Here is a 21,482-nt window from a genome sequence, read left to right on the forward strand (position 1 = left end):
CGCATTGTAATGCTATTTTGTGTCTAGGAAACTCTGGTCGATTCATACGACCAGTTTGGCGGTTTTTTCACTATACCCTTTACCGGGAAGGCGTCCAAGCCTTTCTATTTAAAGTAACTTTTCATTTACTTTGAGAAGGTGGATTTAGCAGTTTTTGTTAGCTAAGTGATTGGAATCAAAACTCAACACTGTAAAGGCGCTGTGTTGATATGGCATTTGTCAGATCAAATTGCGTTGGCATAACATGAATTATCTGAATGAGGCAGTGCTGACACTATTAGGAATCACTGCAGCGGGTTTAGAACAAACCAGCGCGGTGCTGGAGAGAGTTGTTATTAAATAAATATCAAATAAAAAAGGCCAGCAGTGCTGGCCTTTGATCTCTGAATGAGTATCGTCTGCTGATTAAGGCAGGTATTCATCCAGATAAGCTTCGTCTTCTTCGGCTTTTTTCGGTGGATTGCCGTCGTAAATCTGGAATTCTTTACGCTGATAATAGGCTTCTTTGATAAAAGCGTATGGGTCTACTGATTCGTTCAGCAACTGTTCCATCGACATCATCTGCTCGCGACCACCTAAAGCACCTAAGACGGCTTTGGTGATGGTTAAAGGTGTGTTTAGCCAGGTCGATGGGAAATACAGATTATCCACCACAGTACCAGTGGTGTCTCTTACTGTGGATGGGCCTAATGCTGGCAGCATCAGATAAGGGCCATCACCCACACCCCAGGTGGCTAATGTCTGATTAAAGTCTTCATCCTGATCTTTTAAATCCAGACGGGTTGCAACATCAAACAAACCAAATAAACCTACAGTGCTGTTTAGTACAAAACGACCCAGACTTATCGCCGCACTTTTCGGTTTGGCCTGCAAAATACCGTTTACAAAGTTAGTAGGTTCATCCAGGTTGCTAATCACATTGGATATACCGGTACGGGCAGGTTTTGGCACTACTGTCATATAACCTACAGTGGCTGGGCGCAGTATATACGCATCCAGTATATCGTAGTTAAAATCCCAGATATCCCGGTTGACGGACTCAATAGGATCCCGTGGGTCCTGATAATTCGTTTGTGCTTGTTGTTCGTCTGCTGCTTTTTTGCTGGCACAGCCAGTTGCCGTCAAGAGTAACAGGCACGACACTAAAACAGGCTTCATGCGTAAGGCCATAAATTTGCATCCGTTTAGGGGAAATAACATATTGATTATTATACTGGTAAAGCATGACATGGATCATCAGCTTTACTGCATTGATTTGTGTTAAATAGCTGAAAAAAGTTGCATCAAGCCAGAAAAATAGCCGAAAAGGAATAAAAGTCTACTTTAATCCTTGTGGCAAGCTTGTTGCGAGTTGTTGCTGCTCTGTACTAAAGATTTCTTTTTCAATGCGCAGCCAGCTTTGGCAGTAATCCCAGTCTGCGCTCAGTGGCAACCAGTTCATGCCATCGAGCATGCAGTTTAAATTGAACAAAAACGGATGAGCTCCTTGCAGGCGCTCTATGCTGTAGGTCTCGCTGGCACTGCTTAGAAGCGCTATACCACCAAAAGAAATAGCCCAGTTGGCAAAGGCCATTAAATCCACTGTAGCGCCGGCTTTGGGTTGTAGTTCATTCGCCTCTATCGCTTGTTGCAATAACAGATCGACCATCCCTGATATTTCTTTCTCCAGTTCCTGCTGTGTAGTTAAACGTACAATTGAGCTTTTTTCCTGTACCCATGGCGATTTTGCAGTCAGTACACAGTTAAATAAAATAGGCTGCATTTTTGCAGATAATAAATAAGCCTGATGCAAAGCCAGCGCTTTTTCCCTGCTGCTGCCATTAAACAATTCAGCTTTTTTAAATAAACTGATTTCCTGACGTAAAGCAGCGTTACAGAGTGCCGTGATCACATCTTCTTTGCTGGAAAAATGATTGTAAATAGTGCCTTTGGAATAAGGGCTGGCGGCGGTCAGTTTATCCATGGTCAAATTGGCGTAGCCTTCGGCTTCAACCAATTGAAGGGCTATCTGCAGTAATTCCTGCTCACGATCGGCTATTGCTTGCTGTTTTTTGCTAAACCTGTGCTCTAAAGGGCAGCTGCGCAGCTCTTTATTGGCTATGTCACACAAAAACTTCAGCATAAAGGTGTTTTCCTGATCGCTGAGTTAAAGCTTCAGCTTAGCGCGGGCTTGCTGTAAGTGAGGACGACACAAGGCAAAAGTCAGAGGCCGGGTCAGCAATGGATAGGCGGCCAGCAGTACCAGAATAGTGACAGTACTTTGCCATGAATCCCATTGGGCTATGACTAAAAACAGCGGAATTAAAATGGCCAATTTAAGCAAGTTCAGCAAAAGTTTTTGGGGGATAGGAACCTGCTCAGTGGCACTGCGGATCACTTGCATCCGCTCTGCAAACTTCAGACCTGCAAGTTCCGGAATGGAATGGCTACCAAAATACATCGAAAACTCCTTAAAAAAATAGGCCCCGTCAGAGCAGGGCCTTTTATCCCCATCGTTCTTGAAGCTACAGCTTTGTTGACTGCGTTCGTTCGCCCCAGTCACATAGGACAACTATGCTCCTGGCGTCTCACGCTCTTGTCGCCTCGCTGCAACTCCAATTACTTTGGGTATATGCTACCAACCTACTCAGAAAGACTTGATCTGAGCTACTACATCAGATAACGCCAGCATCAGCTTCTCACCAGTCAGACGGTTTTTCAGCTCAACTTTCTGCTCATCCAGATTACGTTCACCTACGATGATGTGATAAGGCACGCCGACCAGTTCCATATCGGCAAACATCACACCAGGACGCTCTTTACGGTCGTCAAACAGCACTTCAAAACCAGCTGCAGTCAGTTCTTTATACAGCTGTTCTGCTGCATCCTGAACGCGCACCGACTTGTGCATATTCATCGGCACTATAGCCACCTGAAACGGTGCTATAGCCGCTGGCCATTTAATGCCATATTCGTCATGGTTTTGCTCAATAGCAGCGGCGACAATACGAGATACACCCACACCATAACAACCCATGGTCATAATTTGGTGTTTGCCTTCTTCATTTAACACGCCAGCTTTCATGGCTGATGAATAACGGTCACCTAACTGGAAAATATGACCTACTTCAATACCACGACGTATGACTAAATGACCTTGACCACATGGGCTTGGATCGCCTTCTACCACGTTACGTAAATCAGCGACCTGATAAGCAGTGATATCGCGGTCAAAGTTCACGCCAGTGAAGTGAAAACCGTCTTTATTCGCGCCGGTAACAAAGTCAGCTAAATGAGCTGCAGCATGGTCAACAATCACAGGGATAGTTAAACCTACAGGGCCCACAGAACCAGGCTTAGCGCCAGTGACTGCCAGTACGTCTTCTTCTGATGCAAATTGCAGTGGAGAAGCCACTAATGGGTGTTTCTCTGCTTTGATTTCGTTTAACTCGTGATCGCCGCGCAGCACTAGCGCTACCACTTTAGAACGGTAAGCGTTTTCTATGCTTTGAGCGTCTGCACCTGATAATAACAAGGCTGTTAGTTCATCAAAGCTCAATTCCGGGTTCAACTGCACCAGTAAGGTTTTAGCTATGGCAGAGGCATCCAGCTTTAAAAAGGCCGACACTTCTTCAATGCTTTTGGCATCAGGCGTTGCAACTTCAGTTTTAGCTTGGGTCGCAGCAGGACGCTGACCTTGAGGCGGCAGAGCTTCGGCCTTTTCGATATTGGCGGCGTAGTCGCTGCCATCAGAAAATACGATCGCATCTTCACCTGAGGCGGCCAGTACATGGAATTCGTGCGACATGCTGCCACCAATGGCACCTGTGTCCGCCAATACAGGACGGAAATCTAAACCTAAGCGGGTAAAGATATTGCAGTAGGCCTGATACATAGCGTCATAGGTTTGCTGCAAACTTTCCTGACTTAAGTGGAAAGAGTAGGCGTCTTTCATTAAAAATTCGCGCGCACGCATCACACCAAAACGTGGACGACGTTCGTCACGGAACTTGGTTTGGATTTGATATAAATTAATAGGCAGCTGTTTGTAGCTGCTGATTTCTTTGCGGACTAAATCTGTCACTACTTCTTCGTGGGTTGGGCCTAAGACAAAATCACGCTGGTGACGGTCTTTAAAACGCAGCAACTCAGCGTCCATCTTTTCCCAACGACCTGATTCCTGCCACAATTCAGCATGTTGCACCACAGGCATTAATATCTCGATGGCACCTGCTTTGTTCATCTCTTCGCGGACAATGTTCTCTACTTTGCGTAAAACCCTCAGGCCACTGGGCAACCAGGTGTATAAACCTGACGCCAGACGACGCACCATACCGGCACGTAACATCAATTGATGGCTGATAATCTCGGCATCAGCCGGGGTTTCTTTCATAGTGGAGAGTAAATACTGACTTGTCCGCATAAATAGTTCCGTGTTTTATAAGTTTAATTGCTTTGGAAATTGGCCGTATTCTACCAAGCCTGTCACTGTGGCAGAAGTTTAATCTGATGTTTTATCCATTCTGTCGTCAGATTTTGTCCCGCAACCATGCCACCTAAGCTGTAAAGCTCGTTGTTCATGCTCACTAGTGTGCGTAAATCCATCACTGCAGTGGTGTTTTCAGCTTTTAGCCAGTTTTTATCCGTAATTGAATAAGCCCAGACTTGCGCCGAAGGTTCTGCCGGCGCACCGTTATAGCCGATACCGTTGTAGTTATAGGCCGTTTCGCTGCCACCAATAAATACAATCAGATCTTTGCCATCTTGTTTGACAGCAGCAGCTGCCATGCGATAACGGGCTTTGCCTGTTGGATGCTGTATTTGCTGCCAGTTGATCCTATTGGCATCTGTTTTACTGATTTCACCTAACCAGCATTGAGCCTGGGTTTCGTATTGGCGGGGCAGGGTTTGATAACTGACTTTTACACCATCACAAAGCAACATATGCTGGCCTGATAAAGCGCCTGCTAAACCAAAAGTCGGAGTGCCGGGAAAAGGTGTAGCCTGACTCCATTTCTGCGTGAAATTATCAAATAACTGCACCAGATTGACGTTGCCATCTTGTGACCAACCACTGGTCAGATAAATGTATCTGTTGTTGTAAGCTAAAGCGACACTGTCATCGACCGCCACAGGCATATCCGGCAGCTTATTGTAAGCTTTAGTGACAGGGCTGTAGCGATAGCCCTCGGCGCTTGATACTTCAGTGCCATTGGCTGCTACTGTATAGCCGCCAAACACAAAAAAATGATTTTGTAAGGTGACACCTGAACTGGCTAGCCGACCACTTAAACGCTGACGACTGGGCACTGCAGGAGCTTTGAGCCAGGTGGGTTCACCCACAGTCCATTGCCAGACTCTGTTATGCACATCGGCATGAGTTTTTCCCGAAGAGAGTCCCATAAAGCTGGTGACATAAGTGCGACCGGCCACACTGGTACTCATGACCAGATTATTGCTGACCGCTTCAGGTAAGGCCGGTAAATCTGCAGCCTGAAGCCATAAAGGCGCGTTAAGTGTCAGAAAAAGGCTGTATTTCAGTAACTTGCTGTTGCTTTGTAACCTGCCTGATTTCTGTAACATGATTGTGTACTCCATTCACTGTCCATTTGATATTAAAGTGATACAGCGTCATGCCATAGCTCTGTTGCTCCGCTTTTTGCTTTTTATACGGAGGGCGCGGGTCTTGTTTTAACACCTTTTCTATCAAAACTGCTAATTCAGGCTGATCTTTCTGCCGCTGACAAAATTCCAGCACTGCAGGCTCAAAACTGACCGTCATATCGGTTTCAGGTGCGGCGTCGGCAAAACCACCTGCTGCATCCGGCAGAGCATCTGCATAAGGCAAATAAGGTTTAATATCCAGTATGGGCGTGCCATCGAGCAGATCGACGCCAGACAACTGAATAATCAAACGACCTTGTTTACGCACTACACCTTCAAGTTTTACGACAGAAAGGCCAATTGGGTTTGGTCGAAAGGTAGCACGGGTAGCAAAAACCCCTTTTTTTTCATTGCCACCCAAACGAGGCGGCCGTACCAGCGGTGACCAGCCTTTGTCCGCTGTTTCATGAAATACAAACACTAGCCATAAATGACTGAAAGCTTCAATGCCACGGACAATAGCATCATCGTCATAACCGGGTTCCAATACCAGTTCAGCTCTTGCTTCGGCAATCAGACCCGGCTGGCGGGGAATAGCAAACTTTTGTTTATAGGGTGAGCGAATGGTGCCCAGCACCTGCATTTGATAAGAGGGCATCAGTTCCTCAGAAGATAAAAGCCAGCAGAAAACGAAAAAATGAAGTCTATTATGGCGTTAGCATCCTTAAAGGACAAGCAAAGCCATCAAGTGCTCCGATTGAAAAAACTTTACAACGGAGTGAAAACTTGGGATTAATAGCAGCTGATTGCTTGCTGTTGATTGACCTTCTGACAGCAAGTACCAAAGAGCGGTATTAAACCGCCATTTAAAAACAACCAAACCACCTGAATCCATTTTGTTTACCTTTATACAGCAACTTTGCTGTGTTTTTGCTATGGCTTGATGAGAGTTGATATGGAAAAGAAAGTTTTATTAATTGAATGCCCGGATTCAAAAGGGTTGATCGCTCAAATTACCAATATTTGCTACAAACACCAGCTAAATATTATCCGTAATACCGAATATGTGGATCCGGATTCAGGGCAGTTTTTTATGCGCACTCAGCTGGAAGGCATTTTTAACGACAAAACTCTGATGCTGGATTTAGACAGAGCCTTGCCACAAGGCAGCAGTCGGCAGTTGGTCGCTGCCGGGCGGAAAAAAGTAGTGATACTGGTGACCAAAGAAGCACATTGCCTGGGTGATATCTTAATGAAGGTCTATGACGGCTCATTAAAACTGGATATTGCTGCGGTCGTGGGCAATCATCCGGATTTGCAAAGTTTGGCCGAAAAGTTTGATATTCCCTACCATTTTGTCAGTCATATCGACTTAAGCCGCGAGCAACATGAAGCCGCACTGCAACAGGTGATAGACCCTTATCAGGCGGATTATTTAGTGCTGGCAAAGTTTATGCGGGTGTTAAGTCCGGCTTTTGTTGCGCACTACAAAGAGCGAATCATCAATATCCACCATAGTTTTTTACCGGCCTTTATTGGGGCAAACCCTTATCATCAAGCGCATAAAAGAGGCGTGAAAATTATTGGCGCCACAGCACATTTTGTCACAGACGATCTGGATGAAGGCCCTATTATTAAACAGCTGGTAACCCCTGTTGATCATACCTACAGCGCTATGGATATGGTCAAAGCCGGCCGGGATGTTGAAAAAAATGTGCTGAGTAAAGCCTTGCAACTGGTGCTGGAAGACCGGGTTTTTGTGCATGGCAATAAAACAGTGATCCTGTAAAAAATCATTCAGATCAGTGGCTTGGTTCGATTTTTTCAGAAAACGGACTATGCTGTTTAAAAACACTAAAGGTAAAAACTTTATGTCTGGCAAAAGGGCTGTTGAATTTCGTTTTCTGGCCGAACCTACCCATGTCAACTTTGGCGGCAAAGTGCATGGTGGCATGGTGATGAAATGGATTGATCAGGTGGCTTACGCCTGCGCCGCGGGTTGGAGTGGCTTGTATTGTGTCACTGTCTCAGTGGGCACTATCCGGTTTCGTCGGCCTATATTGGTAGGGCACCAGGTGGAATTGATTGCCCGTATTGTCTACACAGGTAACACCAGCATGCATGTATTGGTGCAGGTGCACTCAGGCGATACCAAAGGCGATGAAATGCTGGAAACCAACCACTGTATTATCAGTTTTGTTGCGCTTGATGCTGAAGGCAATACGGCCGCTGTGCCAGCCTGGGTGCCACAGACAGAGGAAGACCGATTTTTGCAGGCCTATGCAGTTAAAACCAAAGCCTTTTCTCAGGAAGTTGAACAAAATATGCTGGATTTTTATCAGGAGAAACATGAATGAAAGCACTCTGCTTGATTATTGCACTCTTTAGTTTTGCTTCTGTTAGTTTTACTTCTGTTGCGACAGAGCCTGCATTGCATCCTGAATTGGAAATCTTTCGGCCTTTTTTAGAGAGTCATTGGGAAGGTGATTTAACAGAACCTGGTAAAGTGAAAAAGATGATTGATCGCTCCATCTGGAGCAGGGCATTAAATGGCCAGGCTATTAAAACAGTGCACTCTATCAACGATGGCGAATATGGTGGCGAGACCATGATTTTCTGGGATGAAAAACAACAGAAAATTGCCTATTACTATTTCACCACTGCAGGTTTTTATACTCATGGCACTATGAATTATGACAAGGCAACTAAGGCTATTGAAGCACTGGAAAATGTAGAAAATAATGCGCAAGGCATTACACAGGTGCGCTCACATTCAGTGCTGGATCAAAGTGGTACGCTTGAGGTCAGTTCAGAGTATTTACAAAAGGGTCAATGGGTGAAAGGGCACAGCGCTCTATATAAACGTGTGCCCAAAACCGAAGTGAAATTTCGCTAAAGGTTATTATTTTTCAATAATAAATTCTTCAGTTGGCTCCAGCGCGTAGATATTGTCTATCTGCGTGGCACTGGAGTGACTGACTCTTAAATCTTTAATATGGCCGTTACGTAAGCTGTACACCCAACCATGGACGGTAAGCTGCTGGCCACGCTCCCAGGCGTCCTGCACAAAACTGGTGTGGCAGACATTACGCACCTGTTCCATCACGTTCAGCTCACACAAGCGGTTAACTCTTTGGCCATCGTCTTCAAAGCTGTCCAGCTCATCTCTGTGCAGTGCATACACATCTTTGATATTACGAAGCCAGTTATCGACAAAACCAATGCGCTGTTTGTTCATCGCAGCTGCTACACCACCACAGCCATAATGACCACAGACAATAATATGTTTGATTTTTAAGATATCGATGGCGTATTGCAATACAGACAAACAATTGATGTCGGAGTGCAAAACCAGATTGGCTACATTGCGATGCACAAAAAGCTCACCCGGCAATAAACCGACGATTTCATTGGCTGGAACCCGGCTGTCGGAGCAGCCAATCCATAAGTATTCAGGTGCCTGTTGTTCTGAGAGTTGCTTAAAAAAACCTGGAGCTTCCTGCTCAACCCGCTCAGCCCATGCCCTGTTATTGGCAAATAAGTGTTTTAAGGAACGCATTGAATCACCCTATAGAAAACTGGCGCTACGATAACAGATCTTAGCCTTGGGGGAACACCGACCAGCAATTAATATCCAGAGGAGCTATTAAATGGATTCAGCCGGAGTAAATCTGTCTGGCTGCCTACTGGCGCTCAGGGTATGATAGAACAATAAGTTAAGCCTCATCTGAAGGAACCATATTGTATGGTGAAATTAAAAAAAGCAGTGATCCCTGTTGCAGGTTTGGGCACGAGAATGTTGCCTGCAACCAAAGCTATTCCAAAAGAAATGCTGCCGGTGGTCGACAAACCGTTAATCCAGTATGTAGTAGAAGAAGCTGCCGCTGCCGGTATTACTGAAATAGTATTGGTGACTCACTCCAGTAAAAACTCAATAGAAAACCATTTTGATACCAGTTTTGAGCTGGAAAACCAGCTGGAAAAGCGTGTGAAGCGCTCTTTGCTGGATGATGTGCGTTCTATTAACCCAAAAAATGTTACTGTGATCTCTGTTCGCCAGCCAGTGGCTTTGGGTTTAGGTCATGCGGTGCTCTGTGCTGCTCCTGTGGTAGGCAATGAACCTTTTGCGGTGATTTTGCCTGATGTATTGATTGATAAATATCACGCTGATGCCCGTATTCATAATTTAAAAGCCATGATTCAGCGCTTTGAAACAACAGGCGCAAGTCAGATCATGGTGGAACCTGTGCCGGCGCTTGAAGTAAATAAGTACGGTATTGTGGATATATCAGGCGAAACCTTAGTGCAGGGGCAGTCTGCTTTAATCCGTACTATGGTAGAAAAGCCTGAGATTGAAGATGCACCTTCTAATCTGGCTATTACGGGGCGCTATGTGTTGTCGGCTAAAGTCTGGGATTTATTACGCCATACGGCTCCGGGAGCTGGTGGCGAAATTCAGCTGACAGACGCCTTACATCATTTATTATTAATTGAAAAAATTGAAGCCTATCATTTGCAAGGTAAGTCTCATGACTGCGGCAGTAAAATAGGTTACCTGAAAGCCGTGGTGGAGTATGCGCTGCAGGATAAGAAGTTGTCAGATGAATTCCGTAACTATTTGAAAGATCTGTATCTGTTAAAGGACTAATCTGCGTAAAGATAAGGTTTTATTTGAGCGAACCTATCATTTTTTTCATTAAGTCGACTTGAACAGTTATATGAGACCTGATTTTGACTCAGTCAAAGTGCTTTCAATCTGATTAACTAAATAAGATTGTATTTGCGCTTTGATTTATAAGAATGATTCTGTACTATCAATCATAGTATTTATCCATGGGAGATTTTCATGTCATTGTTACTCGATAAAAAAGAACTGAAAAAAGCCGCGAAAGAAATCACGACTGTTAAATTACATGAAGTGATTGAGACGTTGAATTCAGTATTAGCTGAACGTCAGAAAGAAACCGAAGTATTATCTCAAATAAGAGCATTGGCTAAAGCTCAGGGTTTTACTCTTGAACAACTGGGTTATCAATTAAACGCGGATGTGGTTGTCAGTCATGATGATGACAGCGAATCAAAAGGCAAGCGCCCGGTTAAACCAAAATTTAAAACCATCAATAAAGAAAGTCAGTTTTTCTATGTAGATGCAGGTAAATTACATTTACTGAAAACTCATACGATGAAAAAGGCTTTAGTGGACCGTGGTATCAAAGTAGTGCCATTCCATAAAGTTGATGGCAAATACAGCAAAGATATCGAAGCTTTGTTGGCTGAAGCCGGTACTCAGGCTGTTGAAAACTTCAATAGCAAAGTAGACGTATGGAACGCTTATGCTCAGGCAAACGGCGAAGAAATTCTGTCGAAGAAGTAATTTGCTTTAAATGACTCTTTTTAAAAAAAACCGGCCTGAGCCGGTTTTTTTATGGAGGGACGGTATGCCGCAACTGCCGGGAGCGTTGTTGCTGCGATTCATCGCTACGTACTACTTCTGCTGCGCATCCAACGACTGGCCATTCACAGCTTTGCTGTCATCACTCATTAAATACAGATACACAGGCATGATTTGCTCTGCTGTCGGCAAACTCAGCTGATCTTCGCCAGGATAAGCTTTGCTGCGCATCTTAGTGCGGGTGGCTCCCGGGTTAATGGCGTTGACACGTAACGTTGAGCCCTCGTATTCAGCGGCCATCACTTGCATTAAACCTTCAGTGGCAAACTTAGACACTGCATAACCGCCCCAATACGCTTTACCTTTGCGGCCCACACCAGATGAAGTGAAGACGATGGAGCCTTGTGGTGCCAGTTTTAACACCGCAGCCAGAGCCTGACTCATCAACATCGCAGCAGTAACATTCACCTGAAGGATATCCTGCCAGGTGGGTAAATCCAGATGTTCAAACGGACTTAATACCCCAAGCATACCTGCATTGTGTAATACGCCGTCCAGTTTGCCGAATTCAGCTTTAATAGTGGCAGCCATATCATGATAGTGTTTGGCTGTAGCCCCTTTTAAATCCAGCGGAACTATAGCGGGTTCAGGCCAGCCTGCTGCGACTATTTCATCGTACACCGCAGTTAGCTTATTAGTGGTTTTGCCTAATAAGATCACAGTAGCGCCATGTTTAGCGTAACAAAGTGCTGCTGCTTTACCTATACCGTCACCTGCTCCTGTGACCAGAATAACTTTGTCTGCCAGTGCCTGTGGGCTTGCTTGATAATTGAACATAAATAGGGGTCCCAGCCGTTTAAAAACGGCGGCAGCATACCTGCTCTGTACTAAATTTGCACCTTTCTTCAACAAGCTTGATTTTGAGCTAGCGAATTTTTTCTGATTGGGTTAAGTTTAACTGGTCGTAGCTGTTAAAAGCTAACATCACAAAAACGAATGACCTCTTTAGGTAACTATCGGGGCAGAATAAGAAAAATACAGGACACGGGGAGAAGATATGAACAAGCTTTTGCTTAGCTTTGCTATTGCCAGTGCATTAGGTTTAGCCGGTTGCGGTGGTGAATCACTGGACGAAATTAAAGACGATACTCAAACAGGTGGTGAGGTTCAGATCCCTTTATCACGTGTAGTGTATGACCCTGCCAACGGTGTGTTATCACCACCAAACGATTTATTATTACAAGGTACCACTGATGGTACTTTGTTTATGCCGGGTGAAAAAAATGCTGCTGGTGCTCATCTTGATGCGCCAAATTATGCAGACCCATCAACGGCCTTAGGTGCATTAGATGGCTGGTCAACTCAAAACCCATTTACTATCGCGCTGAACTTTACCTCTGGTGTGACTTTAGACGCAGCCAGTGTGCAGCAAGCAGGTGCCGTGCATTTAGTGGAAACTCTGATGGGCGACCCTGCTTCACCTGACGCAGACTGCCGCGCAGTGCCTCGTGGTGCAGCCTGTAAAGCAGTAGGTAGCCTTACTTTTGGCGTGGACTACGTGACCCGTGCCAGTGGTAACAGCATTGCTGTTATTCCATTAAAACCATTAAAACCAGCCACCACTTATATTTTGGTGTTCACCAGCGCATTAAAAGATAGCGAAGGCCGTTCTGTGGCTCCTTCCTCTACTTACGAGTTAGTGAAGCAAGACATTACCACTAAGCCATTAGGTACAGCGGCTCAACTGGCGTTACAAGGCGTGATCAACAGCTTTGAAAATGCAGTGTCTGCAGAGTCTATCAATAAAGCTGACATTATTTACACTGCAGCTATTACCACTCAGTCTACTGCTCCGGTATTTGCAACCATTAAACAGTTAATGGCGCCAAGTGCTTTGAACAACAACACACCTCCTTCTGTTGCTATTTCAGATACTGGTGCTGTGGTATCAGATGTATTGTTCCCAGGACAAACAGTGGCAGACAGCTTGGCTGACCCACGTTTTATTTTTAAACTGGCGAAACTTTACACTGGTACTATTAACCTGCCGTATTATTTAGGTGCTGGAACGACAGAAAATCCAACAGCGCCTTTAAGCACTCGCTGGACAGCACGTTGTGATTCAGGCGCTATTATTGCTTCATTAACAGATGCACAAAAAACAGCGTTGGAAGCAGGTATTACTGACCCGGCTCAGGCTGGCAATGATGCGTTTTGTAAAGCTGCGTCAAGTGGTGCTTTACGTGACTTTGGCTTAGATAAACAACGCCATCTTACTAAGTTTAATGTGATACCTAAAGTAAACAGCACTCAGACCTTAGCAGTGCAGGTGACTGTGCCTGACGAAGTGCGTGGTGCAGCTTTAGGTTTAGTTAAACCTGCAGCAGGCTGGCCTGTGGTGATACTGCAACATGGTATTACCTCTAAGAAAGAAGATATGTTAGCTATCACAGGCGCCTTATCCGCTCGCGGTTTTGCCACTATTGCGATTGACCATCCATTACACGGTAGCCGTGGTTTTGGAGCGTTAAACGCCAGCAACGGCAATGCAACTGTGTATATGAACCTGTCGAACCTGTTAGTGACCCGCGACAATTTACGTCAAAGTATCGCGGATATGCTGGGTTTACGTTTAGGTATGAATTTTAATAACCAGCCTGGTTTATTAAATACTCAGGACGTGCAGTTCTTAGGCCACTCTTTAGGAGCGATTTCTGGTACTTCTATGGTGGCTTTAGCCAACAGCACTACCGGAAATGCCCAACTGGACGCCTTATATAAAATTCAGTCTGCCACTTTAGCTATGCCTGGTGGTGCTGTAGCTAACTTCCTGTTGGAATCCGCTTCGTTTGGCCCAACTATTAAAGCCAGCGTATTGTTAGGTGCTGGTGGTACTACTGCGGCTGCTTACACAGAGTTTGCGACCACTAATAGTTGTGGTGCTGGCCAGACGGCTCCTTATGCTGCTTGCTTTAACTCTTTTGTGCAGGCTCTGAGTGCTACTAACCCAACAGCTCTGGCAGCATTAAACGCTTCTTTCGCTTCTTTTGCCTTTGCGGCACAAACTGTGACAGATGCGGGTGATCCAAATAACTATGCCTCTATGCTGGTTGCCTCTGAAACCCCAACATACATTATTGAAGTAGTGGGTGATCAGGCTGAACAATTACCAGATCAGGTGATCCCAAATAGTTCTGCTGCTATGCCTCTGGCAGGTACTGAGCCGCTAGCCACCTTATTGGGTGCATCAGCAGTAAATAACGTTGCTGGTACTTATCCTGTGGCTGGTACTGCATTAAGTCGTTTTATCGCCGGTGGCCACAGCTCAATTCTGAGCCCAACAGCAAGTGCCGCAGCCACTGCAGAAATGCAGGGCCAAAGTGTGAGCTTCTTTATGGGGCGTGGTGCTGGTGTTGTTGTCACTAACGGCGCTGTAATGGCTCCAGCCAACTAAGTTTCAATGTCTATAAAAAGCCCGGCTCAGTTGCCGGGCTTTTTTTTTATTATCATCAGGCTACAATGCCGTTAGTTTGTCTTTAAAAGGAATAGAAGTGGAATTTTTATATCAATACGGTTTGTTTCTGGCGAAAACCGCCACTGTGGTGATAGCCGTCGCTGTGATTATTGTGCTGATAGTTTCGGCCAAACAAAAGGCTAAAAAAGGTGAGCTGGAGTTTAGCGATCTGTCGGAAGATTACCGCGAATTGACTGCCGATCTGCAGCAACAACTGCTGGATAAAAAAGCCTATAAAGCCTGGTCGAAAAATCAAAAGCAACAGGATGAGCCAAAAGAGCGGCTTTTTGTGCTGGATTTTAATGGCAGTATGGATGCGCACGAAGTGGAAGCCTTACGTGAAGAAGTCACAGCTGTGTTAGCTGTTGCGACGGGCACAGATGAAGTATTGATCCGGCTGGAAAGCCCTGGTGGGGTAGTGCATGGTTATGGTCTGGCCGCCTCTCAGCTCGACAGAATCAAGCAGCAAAATATTCGTCTGACAGTCGCTGTCGACAAAGTAGCTGCCAGTGGTGGTTATATGATGGCTTGTATTGCGGACCGCATTTTAGCTGCACCTTTTGCTATTGTTGGTTCTATTGGTGTGGTAGCCCAGTTGCCTAACTTTCATAAGCTGTTGAAGAAAAACCATATAGATGTAGAGCAGTTCACTGCAGGTGAATTTAAACGCACAGTCACTGTCTTTGCCGAAAATACGGACAAAGGTCGTGAAAAGTTTCAACATGAACTGGAGCAAACTCATGTTTTATTTAAAGACTTTGTGTTTAAACACAGACCAGTCCTTCAGATGGAACAGGTCGCGACAGGCGAGCATTGGTTTGGTTATCAGGCGCTGGAGTTAAATTTAATAGACCAACTGCAAACCAGTGATGACTATCTGGTTCAGCAATTTCACAGCAAAAAAGTAGTGCAGGTGAAGTATCAGATCAAACGTAAACTGGCAGAAAAAGTCGGTTTAGCTGCAAGTACAGCCTTAGCTACAAGTCTGAACAAGTTATCTAACCTGAGTTTTTGGCGTTAAGTTATGCAGTCTGAGTTTTGGCATAATTGCTGGCAACAACAACGCATTGGCTTTCATCAAGATGAAATCCATCCGCTGTTACCTGTGGTGTTCTCTCAGCTGAACTGGGAGCCATCTAAAACGATTTTTGCGCCTTTATGCGGTAAAAGTCTGGATCTGTGGTGGTTAGCAGAGCAAGGTAAAGTCATAGGTGCTGAGCTTTCTGAACTGGCATGTCAGCAGTTTTATCAGGAACAAGATCACGCATTTTCAGTCTCAGCACAAGGTGATTTTCAGAGGTTTAATCATCCCGCTGTGGGTATCTGGCAAGGCGACTATTTTGCTTTAAAGCCAGAGCAATTGGGTGAAATTGGGTTGATTTATGACAGAGCAGCACTAATAGCCCTACCTTTGCAGATGCGAATTGACTATGTGAAGCAATTAAAAAACTTATGTCCAGCACCCGTTTCTTTGTTACTGCTGAGCCTTGAGTACCCACAAGAAGAAATGTCGGGCCCACCCTTTTCTGTGACTGAGCCGGAGGTCAGGCAGTTGTTTGATTTTGCAGTGTCCATTGAGTTAGTCGCGATGCGTAATCTGACAGGACGACCTTTTGCGCAGCGGCAGTTTAACGTTAGCAGCCTTGTTGAAAAAGCGTTTTGGATCCGCTGGTAATCTAAAGTGATAAAAAACGCCGCATAGAGCGGCGTTGTTTTATCAGACTGGTTTTAGCTGTTTCTACCCGCATCCGGGTTGTTAAAACAGGCTTCATCAAACTGGTTTTCGCTTTTGGCCACCAGACAAGACACCATAGCATCTCCGCTTATATTCACCGCAGTGCGGGTCATATCTAACAGACGGTCGACACCAATAATCAGTGCTATGCCTTCCACAGGTAAACCTACCTGCTGCAATACCATTGCCAGCATAATTAAACCTACACCTGGCACACCAGCCGTGCCTATCGAAGCTAAAGTCGCAGTCAGAATCACCATCAGATAATCCATTGTGGTTAAATCAATCTGGAATACCTGAGCAATAAATACGGTTGCTACACCCTGCATAATAGCGGTTCCATCCATATTGATGGTAGCGCCTAAAGGGATAGTGAATGAGGCGATATTGTTGCTGACACCGAGTTTTTTGGTGGTCGTTTCCATATTCACCGCCAGTGTTGCATTGCTGCTTGAGGTGCTGAAAGCAAACAAAGCTGCATCTTTCATTTTGCGGAAAAACATCAAAGGGCTTAAACGGCCAAAAACTTTTAATAAGGTACCGTAGACCACAAAACCGTGGAAAACTAACACAAACAGCACAGTGGCAAAATACCAGACCAGGCTGCCCATATCTTTCATATCCAGGGTGGTAAATAACTTCGCCATCAGGAAGAACACACCATAAGGGGCTAAAGCCATCATAAAGCCAACCAGCTTCATCACCACTTCGTTTAAATCATTAAAGAAATCCCGTACCCGCACTCCAGCTTCACCACTCATGGCAACCGCCAGACCAAATAACACAGAGAATACGATAATTTGCAGCATTTCCCCTCTGGCCATGGCATCGACCGGATTACTTGGGAACATGTTAATAAAAACTTCGGCTATTGAAGGCGCTGTTCCGGTTTGAAAGGTCGAGTCAGCAACCATGTTAACGCCAGCACCAGGTGAAACCAGTATTGCAAAGAAAATGGCCAGAGCAATGGCTATAGCTGTGGTTAAGGTGAATAAGCCCATGGCTTTGGCACCCAAACGCCCCAGTGTATTCGGATCACTTAACGAGCTGGTACCGCAGACGAGCGAGACAAAGACAAGAGGCACAACCAGCATTTTTAAGCTGGCAACAAAAATTTGGCCGCCGACATGAAAAATACCGTCAACAAAAAATGCCCGTAAGCCCAGTTCTGCGCCAAACAAACTTAAAGTCCGTTCTGCTTCACCTGCTAACAGGAATTTAAATAAAGCACCGACCAGGATACCCAGTGCCATGCCGATCAGAATACGTGGTGTAAGGCCTAATTTCTTTTTTGAAGTCATTTTTATTTTGTTATCAGTCCGGAAAATGCCGCTTAGCCTACCAGTTTGTGAACCAAAAGAAAAACCGCAACTGACTGAATTATTTTGCGTTGTGACTTAGCCCGTTGCAGAAGTTTCGACTAAGCTAGAATAATTACAATAAGTTAGCGCATCCAATGGAGAATCCAGATGCTTAGAGTCCGCTGTTACTTTGTCATCGTTGTTTTAGCTTTGTTGGCTGCATGTGGCGGTGGTGGTGGCACTATCAGTGATGATGACGGCGGCGGGACCACCGAAGTCATCAGTATCAGTCTGGCGTTAACCAATGCATCTGGTGGTGTGGCGTCGGACGTGAGCAAAGCTCAGCCTTTAACATTAACCGCAACCTTAACCTCTTCAACCGGTCGTTCGATGTCAGGCCAATTAGTGACCTTTAGTTTTAATGACGCACTATTGGCCAGTTTTAATAACGAAGCAGGCACAGCTCAAACCAATAGCAGTGGAGTCGCGACTATAGGTGTTGTGGTTGGCACCAAAAGTGGTGCCGGTACTATAGCTGCGACTTTAACCGGAGGGCAGACTACGACCATAAGTTTTGCTTCTGCGGGTGATGCAGATGATATTGAACCTGAAAAGCCGGTTGGATCACTGCGATTAATTGCTGATAATTTGCAGTTAGGTTCAGGGGGAACAGCGCAAGTGGCTTTGTCTGCAGTAGTTTTAGATACCAGCAATATATTACAACCTGGAGTCACAGTGCAGTTCAGTGCCAGTTCTGGTGAGTTACAAATCGTCAGTGCTGTGACTGAAGGCGATGGCGTTGCTAAAGCGACCTTATCAAGTAGTGTGGACTCATCATTACGCACGATCACAGTGACAGCATCAGTCGGTGATAAAACTGCGACCGTCGATGTTAATGTGGTGGGGACCTCGATTTTAATCAGCGCGCCACGTTCTATGGTGTTATCTGATGAAGTGACCATCACAGCCGATCTGACCGACTTTGATGGCAAAGGTATCCAAGGGCAAACCCTGGCTGTGACCTCGTCTTTAGGTAACCCTATTACCAGTACTTCTTTGGTCACAGCTGGGAATAGTGGGCGGGTATCCTTCTCCTACAGAGCGACGCAAGGCGGCACAGATGAACTTCGTGTCACAGGCCTTGGAGCTACAGCTATTGCTGCTGTCAGTATACAGTCTGATCAATTCCGCTTTTTAAACACTGACGTGATTGAAGTGCCGCTCGGAACAGAACAGCAACTCACAGCAGAGTGGCTGGCTAATAATGTGCCTAACGCTGCCAAAGCGCTGAATTTTACCACCACCAGAGGAAACCTGGGACTGTTGACAGGCAATCTGACCCAGGTTTCAGTGGATCACACTACTGACGCGCAAGGACAAGCTTCTGTTCTTGTGACGTCAAATTTTGCCGGCTTTGCCAATATTGCAGCGACCGAAATACGCCCTGGCGCTACCGATCTGCTGACCACTCAAACTCAGGTCGAATTTATTGCAACAGTGCCTGATACGGTTGCAGTGCAGGCTTTTCCGTCTCAGTTGGGGCCAGGTGAACAAAGCGTGGTACGGGCAGTGGTGAGGGATATCAACAATAATCCGGTGAAAAATCGTTCTATCGCTTTTACTTTGGATGGTGCGCCTGGTGGGCAAATTAATCCGGCTACAGCTATTACCGATTCGCAGGGGCTCGCCAGCACCGTATTCACTGCAGATAATACGACAGGAGGAGGCACGGGCGCTAACTTAAAGGTATCGGCGACAGTGCTTAATACCACGCCTGTAGTCAGTAGTGATGCAGCGGTAGCTGTCGGAGCCCGCACTTTGTTTTTCCGCTTTGGTACAGGAAATAACATCAGTGAACCGACGAATTCACTATTTAGTAAAGAGTTTTCTGTTTTGGTGACGGATTCATCCGGTAACCCTGTTGCAGGACAGGAGTTAAACGTTTCTGTATTACCAGTCAGCTACCGAAAAGGCCAATGGGTAGCTATACCAGACTTAATTGATTTTGAATATTGGGATCCTGTTGTGACTTCTATTGATCCTGTTCCTGCGGATGAGATAGATGGTTGCGCTAGTGAGGATGTCAATAACAACGGTATTTTGGATCCGGGTGAAGATCTGAATAATAATGGTCAGTTAACTCCTGGCAACGTCGCCTCAGTGCCACGCACAGTGCAGGCCGATGCCAATGGTATAGCAACCTTTGATTTAACCTATCCGCGTGATATAGCGCCCTGGACAACAGTTTTGTTATCAGTGTCAGGTTTCGCTGATGGTACAGAAAACCTGTCAAGCCGTCAGTTCCGAACCATAGTATCAGGACCTTATGTCGCTGACGAAAATTCAGGGCCTGCCAGAAACCCTTATGGTGAAGGTACTTCTTGTTTCGACACGCTGTAAACAATACGGATACATAGACATAAAAAAGGCGGAGTAAATTCCGCCTTTTTACTTGTGGGGGATGTAATTAATCGCGCTGGAACTGATACACAGAACCCAGTTTCAGGATTTTTGTCAGTTCATCCAAGGCCTGACGGCTTTCAATAAGCAACTGCGGGTCTGCTAAATCGGCCTCACTGATCTCGTCACGATAATGCGTGTCTACCCATTGATTTAACCGGACAAACAAGCTGTCGTTCATCAATACAGCAGGATTAACCGCCTGATGTTCAGCGTCACTCATCGCTACACGTAAGCGTAAACAAGCTGGGCCACCGCCATTTTGCATACTTTGTTTCACATCAAAATAATGCACCTGGCGCACCGGAGTACCACGGCCTGTCAGCTGTTCCAGATACGCGGATACAGTGTCGCTATCACGGCACTCTGTTGGCGCAATAATGGCCATATCACCATTAGGCAAGGTCACCAGCTGAGTGTTAAACAGATAAGTTTTTACCGCTTCAGACACTGACACTTCAGAGGTTTTCACTTCGATAAAGTGTAAATCTGCTGCCGTACCAAACTTGCGGCGAATTTCATCGAGCTTGCTTTGGGTGTCGACAAAAGCCTGCTCGTGAAAAAACAATACGTTTTGGTTGCCCACGGCTATGACGTCATTGTGAAATACACCCTGATCAATCACATCCGGATTTTGTTGTATCATCACAGCGCCGTTGTCTGATAAGCCGTGCAGGCGTGCGACCGCTTCACAAGCTTCCAGCGTATGCCGGGCAGGGAAACGTTTAGGCGCAGGCTTTGACGAATCAAAAGCGTAACGACCGTAGACAAAAAGCTCAACACCTGACGTGCCGTAATCACTGCACAAACGCGTATGGTTGGCTGCACCTTCGTCACCAAAGTGATCGTTGTCCGGCAAATGCTGATGATGAGCAAAATGTTTGTCATCACTGAACATGGCTTTGAGAATACGACCTGTGGTGACAGGTTCCAGTGAACGGTGAAACTTATTGGTTAAGTTCGCTGGTGTAAAATGAATTTTACCGTCCGCTGTATCTGCGCTGGGCGAAATAGTGGCGGCATTGGCGGTCCACATGCTGGAGGCTGAACAGACGGCTTTCAGTACTGCTGGTGCTTGTTTTGCAGCTTTACTGATTACTTCGCTGTCCGTGCCGGTAAAGCCTAAACGTCTTAACGTGTAGACATCAGGCCTTTCCTGTGGAGCCAGTACGCCTTGTACTAAACCCAACTCAGACAAAGACTTCATCTTTTGCAAACCCTGTTTAGCGGCTTGTTTCGGATTGGAGGTGTTTTTGGCGTTATTTAGCGAGGCAACGTTGCCGATGGATAATCCGGCATAGTTGTGCGTCGGCCCGACCAGGCCGTCAAAGTTTGCTTCAAAGAACTTCATTTTTGCTTTATTCCTTCATTTTTTGGAAGGGGCTCTGCTTTTATTATTATTGCGGCCGTTTTTTTGTTTGCTTCATCTCCCTGCGTACTTAAAGCCACAGTATTGTTGACTGCGCTACTCGCTCCTGTCACATAAGACAATTATGC

General features: G+C 45.7%; 19 protein-coding genes. 9 read left to right on the forward strand and 10 right to left on the reverse strand.

Annotated elements, in window-relative coordinates:
* Window positions 1-405: 405 nt before the first annotated feature.
* The 6 genes from LSG34_RS00005 to tsaA form a co-directional block, all read right to left on the reverse strand.
* Entirely contained in the window at window positions 406-1,170 is a 765-nt protein-coding gene (locus LSG34_RS00005; RefSeq protein ID WP_233006763.1) for an MlaA family lipoprotein, read from the reverse strand.
* Window positions 1,171-1,318: 148 nt separating this feature from the next.
* The gene (locus LSG34_RS00010; RefSeq protein ID WP_233006764.1) at window positions 1,319-2,122 is read right to left on the reverse strand and encodes a TetR/AcrR family transcriptional regulator; all 804 of its coding nucleotides are present in this window, start codon (window positions 2,120-2,122) and stop codon (window positions 1,319-1,321) included.
* 24 nt (window positions 2,123-2,146) lie between these two features.
* Entirely contained in the window at window positions 2,147-2,440 is a 294-nt protein-coding gene (locus LSG34_RS00015; RefSeq protein WP_233006765.1) for a DUF6170 family protein, read from the reverse strand.
* A 186-nt stretch (window positions 2,441-2,626) separates the two neighbouring features.
* Entirely contained in the window at window positions 2,627-4,402 is a 1,776-nt protein-coding gene (locus LSG34_RS00020) for a proline--tRNA ligase (RefSeq protein ID WP_233006766.1), read from the reverse strand.
* Between the two features lie 62 nt (window positions 4,403-4,464).
* The gene (locus LSG34_RS00025) at window positions 4,465-5,562 is read right to left on the reverse strand and encodes a Kelch repeat-containing protein (protein WP_233006767.1); all 1,098 of its coding nucleotides are present in this window, start codon (window positions 5,560-5,562) and stop codon (window positions 4,465-4,467) included.
* Window positions 5,492-6,241: a tRNA (N6-threonylcarbamoyladenosine(37)-N6)-methyltransferase TrmO gene (tsaA, locus tag LSG34_RS00030; protein WP_233006768.1), complete on the reverse strand. Its 750-nt coding sequence runs from the start codon at window positions 6,239-6,241 to the stop codon at window positions 5,492-5,494. Before tsaA ends, LSG34_RS00025 begins: the two co-directional genes overlap by 71 nt.
* A 297-nt stretch (window positions 6,242-6,538) precedes the next feature.
* Here tsaA and purU point away from each other — a divergent pair, with 297 nt between their 5' ends.
* The 3 genes from purU (at window position 6,539) to LSG34_RS00045 (ending at window position 8,479) form a co-directional block, all read left to right on the forward strand.
* A complete protein-coding gene (purU, locus tag LSG34_RS00035; RefSeq protein WP_233006769.1) occupies window positions 6,539-7,372 on the forward strand; it encodes a formyltetrahydrofolate deformylase in 834 nt (277 codons plus the stop codon).
* A gap of 82 nt (window positions 7,373-7,454) precedes the next feature.
* On the forward strand, window positions 7,455-7,940 hold the full coding sequence (locus LSG34_RS00040) for an acyl-CoA thioesterase (RefSeq protein ID WP_233006770.1): 486 nt from the start codon (window positions 7,455-7,457) through the stop codon (window positions 7,938-7,940).
* Window positions 7,937-8,479 (forward strand): hypothetical protein, encoded by a 543-nt coding sequence (locus LSG34_RS00045; protein WP_233006771.1) that lies wholly within the window; start codon window positions 7,937-7,939, stop codon window positions 8,477-8,479. Before LSG34_RS00040 ends, LSG34_RS00045 begins: the two co-directional genes overlap by 4 nt.
* A gap of 6 nt (window positions 8,480-8,485) precedes the next feature.
* On the opposite strand, the gene can is transcribed toward LSG34_RS00045, so the two are convergent.
* On the reverse strand, window positions 8,486-9,142 hold the full coding sequence (gene can / locus LSG34_RS00050; protein WP_233006772.1) for a carbonate dehydratase: 657 nt from the start codon (window positions 9,140-9,142) through the stop codon (window positions 8,486-8,488).
* Window positions 9,143-9,328: 186 nt separating this feature from the next.
* On the opposite strand from can, the gene galU reads away from it, so the two are divergent.
* Together galU and LSG34_RS00060 are read left to right on the forward strand one after the other, a co-directional pair.
* Entirely contained in the window at window positions 9,329-10,231 is a 903-nt protein-coding gene (gene galU / locus LSG34_RS00055; RefSeq protein WP_233006773.1) for a UTP--glucose-1-phosphate uridylyltransferase GalU, read from the forward strand.
* Between the two features lie 198 nt (window positions 10,232-10,429).
* Entirely contained in the window at window positions 10,430-10,957 is a 528-nt protein-coding gene (locus LSG34_RS00060) for an H-NS family histone-like protein (RefSeq protein ID WP_233006774.1), read from the forward strand.
* A 111-nt stretch (window positions 10,958-11,068) separates the two neighbouring features.
* On the opposite strand, the gene LSG34_RS00065 is transcribed toward LSG34_RS00060, so the two are convergent.
* Window positions 11,069-11,812 (reverse strand): YciK family oxidoreductase, encoded by a 744-nt coding sequence (locus LSG34_RS00065; RefSeq protein WP_233006775.1) that lies wholly within the window; start codon window positions 11,810-11,812, stop codon window positions 11,069-11,071.
* A 220-nt stretch (window positions 11,813-12,032) separates the two neighbouring features.
* Between LSG34_RS00065 and LSG34_RS00070 the strand changes: the two genes are divergently transcribed.
* From LSG34_RS00070 to LSG34_RS00080, 3 genes are all read left to right on the forward strand, one after another.
* Window positions 12,033-14,429 carry a VolA/Pla-1 family phospholipase gene (locus LSG34_RS00070; protein WP_233006776.1) on the forward strand — a complete coding sequence of 799 codons (2,397 nt, stop codon included), beginning with the start codon at window positions 12,033-12,035 and terminating at the stop codon, window positions 14,427-14,429.
* Window positions 14,430-14,520: 91 nt separating this feature from the next.
* Window positions 14,521-15,510, forward strand: coding sequence for a protease SohB (gene sohB / locus LSG34_RS00075; RefSeq protein ID WP_233007433.1), 990 nt, complete (start codon window positions 14,521-14,523; stop codon window positions 15,508-15,510).
* A 3-nt stretch (window positions 15,511-15,513) separates the two neighbouring features.
* Window positions 15,514-16,164 (forward strand): thiopurine S-methyltransferase, encoded by a 651-nt coding sequence (locus LSG34_RS00080; RefSeq protein WP_233006777.1) that lies wholly within the window; start codon window positions 15,514-15,516, stop codon window positions 16,162-16,164.
* A gap of 53 nt (window positions 16,165-16,217) precedes the next feature.
* On the opposite strand, the gene LSG34_RS00085 is transcribed toward LSG34_RS00080, so the two are convergent.
* Window positions 16,218-17,525: a dicarboxylate/amino acid:cation symporter gene (locus LSG34_RS00085; RefSeq protein WP_233006778.1), complete on the reverse strand. Its 1,308-nt coding sequence runs from the start codon at window positions 17,523-17,525 to the stop codon at window positions 16,218-16,220.
* A gap of 168 nt (window positions 17,526-17,693) precedes the next feature.
* Here LSG34_RS00085 and LSG34_RS00090 point away from each other — a divergent pair, with 168 nt between their 5' ends.
* Window positions 17,694-19,925 carry an Ig-like domain-containing protein gene (locus LSG34_RS00090; RefSeq protein ID WP_233006779.1) on the forward strand — a complete coding sequence of 744 codons (2,232 nt, stop codon included), beginning with the start codon at window positions 17,694-17,696 and terminating at the stop codon, window positions 19,923-19,925.
* A gap of 67 nt (window positions 19,926-19,992) precedes the next feature.
* Here the strand turns inward: LSG34_RS00090 and astB are convergent, their stop codons facing one another.
* Entirely contained in the window at window positions 19,993-21,336 is a 1,344-nt protein-coding gene (gene astB / locus LSG34_RS00095) for an N-succinylarginine dihydrolase (RefSeq protein WP_233006780.1), read from the reverse strand.
* Window positions 21,337-21,482 lie beyond the last annotated feature (146 nt).

Origin of the sequence: Rheinheimera faecalis, assembly GCF_021290965.1 — a bacterium.
GTDB lineage: Bacteria > Pseudomonadota > Gammaproteobacteria > Enterobacterales > Alteromonadaceae > Pararheinheimera > Pararheinheimera faecalis.

Coding starts and splice junctions, on each gene's coding strand:
- LSG34_RS00005 (WP_233006763.1), bottom strand. CDS start 1,170: ATGGCCTTACGCATGAAGCCTGTTTTAGTGTCGTGCCTGTTACTCTTG.
- LSG34_RS00010 (WP_233006764.1), bottom strand. CDS start 2,122: ATGCTGAAGTTTTTGTGTGACATAGCCAATAAAGAGCTGCGCAGCTGC.
- LSG34_RS00015 (WP_233006765.1), bottom strand. CDS start 2,440: ATGTATTTTGGTAGCCATTCCATTCCGGAACTTGCAGGTCTGAAGTTT.
- LSG34_RS00020 (WP_233006766.1), bottom strand. CDS start 4,402: ATGCGGACAAGTCAGTATTTACTCTCCACTATGAAAGAAACCCCGGCT.
- LSG34_RS00025 (WP_233006767.1), bottom strand. CDS start 5,562: ATGTTACAGAAATCAGGCAGGTTACAAAGCAACAGCAAGTTACTGAAA.
- tsaA (WP_233006768.1), bottom strand. CDS start 6,241: ATGCCCTCTTATCAAATGCAGGTGCTGGGCACCATTCGCTCACCCTAT.
- purU (WP_233006769.1), top strand. CDS start 6,539: ATGGAAAAGAAAGTTTTATTAATTGAATGCCCGGATTCAAAAGGGTTG.
- LSG34_RS00040 (WP_233006770.1), top strand. CDS start 7,455: ATGTCTGGCAAAAGGGCTGTTGAATTTCGTTTTCTGGCCGAACCTACC.
- LSG34_RS00045 (WP_233006771.1), top strand. CDS start 7,937: ATGAAAGCACTCTGCTTGATTATTGCACTCTTTAGTTTTGCTTCTGTT.
- can (WP_233006772.1), bottom strand. CDS start 9,142: ATGCGTTCCTTAAAACACTTATTTGCCAATAACAGGGCATGGGCTGAG.
- galU (WP_233006773.1), top strand. CDS start 9,329: ATGGTGAAATTAAAAAAAGCAGTGATCCCTGTTGCAGGTTTGGGCACG.
- LSG34_RS00060 (WP_233006774.1), top strand. CDS start 10,430: ATGTCATTGTTACTCGATAAAAAAGAACTGAAAAAAGCCGCGAAAGAA.
- LSG34_RS00065 (WP_233006775.1), bottom strand. CDS start 11,812: ATGTTCAATTATCAAGCAAGCCCACAGGCACTGGCAGACAAAGTTATT.
- LSG34_RS00070 (WP_233006776.1), top strand. CDS start 12,033: ATGAACAAGCTTTTGCTTAGCTTTGCTATTGCCAGTGCATTAGGTTTA.
- LSG34_RS00080 (WP_233006777.1), top strand. CDS start 15,514: ATGCAGTCTGAGTTTTGGCATAATTGCTGGCAACAACAACGCATTGGC.
- LSG34_RS00085 (WP_233006778.1), bottom strand. CDS start 17,525: ATGACTTCAAAAAAGAAATTAGGCCTTACACCACGTATTCTGATCGGC.
- LSG34_RS00090 (WP_233006779.1), top strand. CDS start 17,694: ATGCTTAGAGTCCGCTGTTACTTTGTCATCGTTGTTTTAGCTTTGTTG.
- astB (WP_233006780.1), bottom strand. CDS start 21,336: ATGAAGTTCTTTGAAGCAAACTTTGACGGCCTGGTCGGGCCGACGCAC.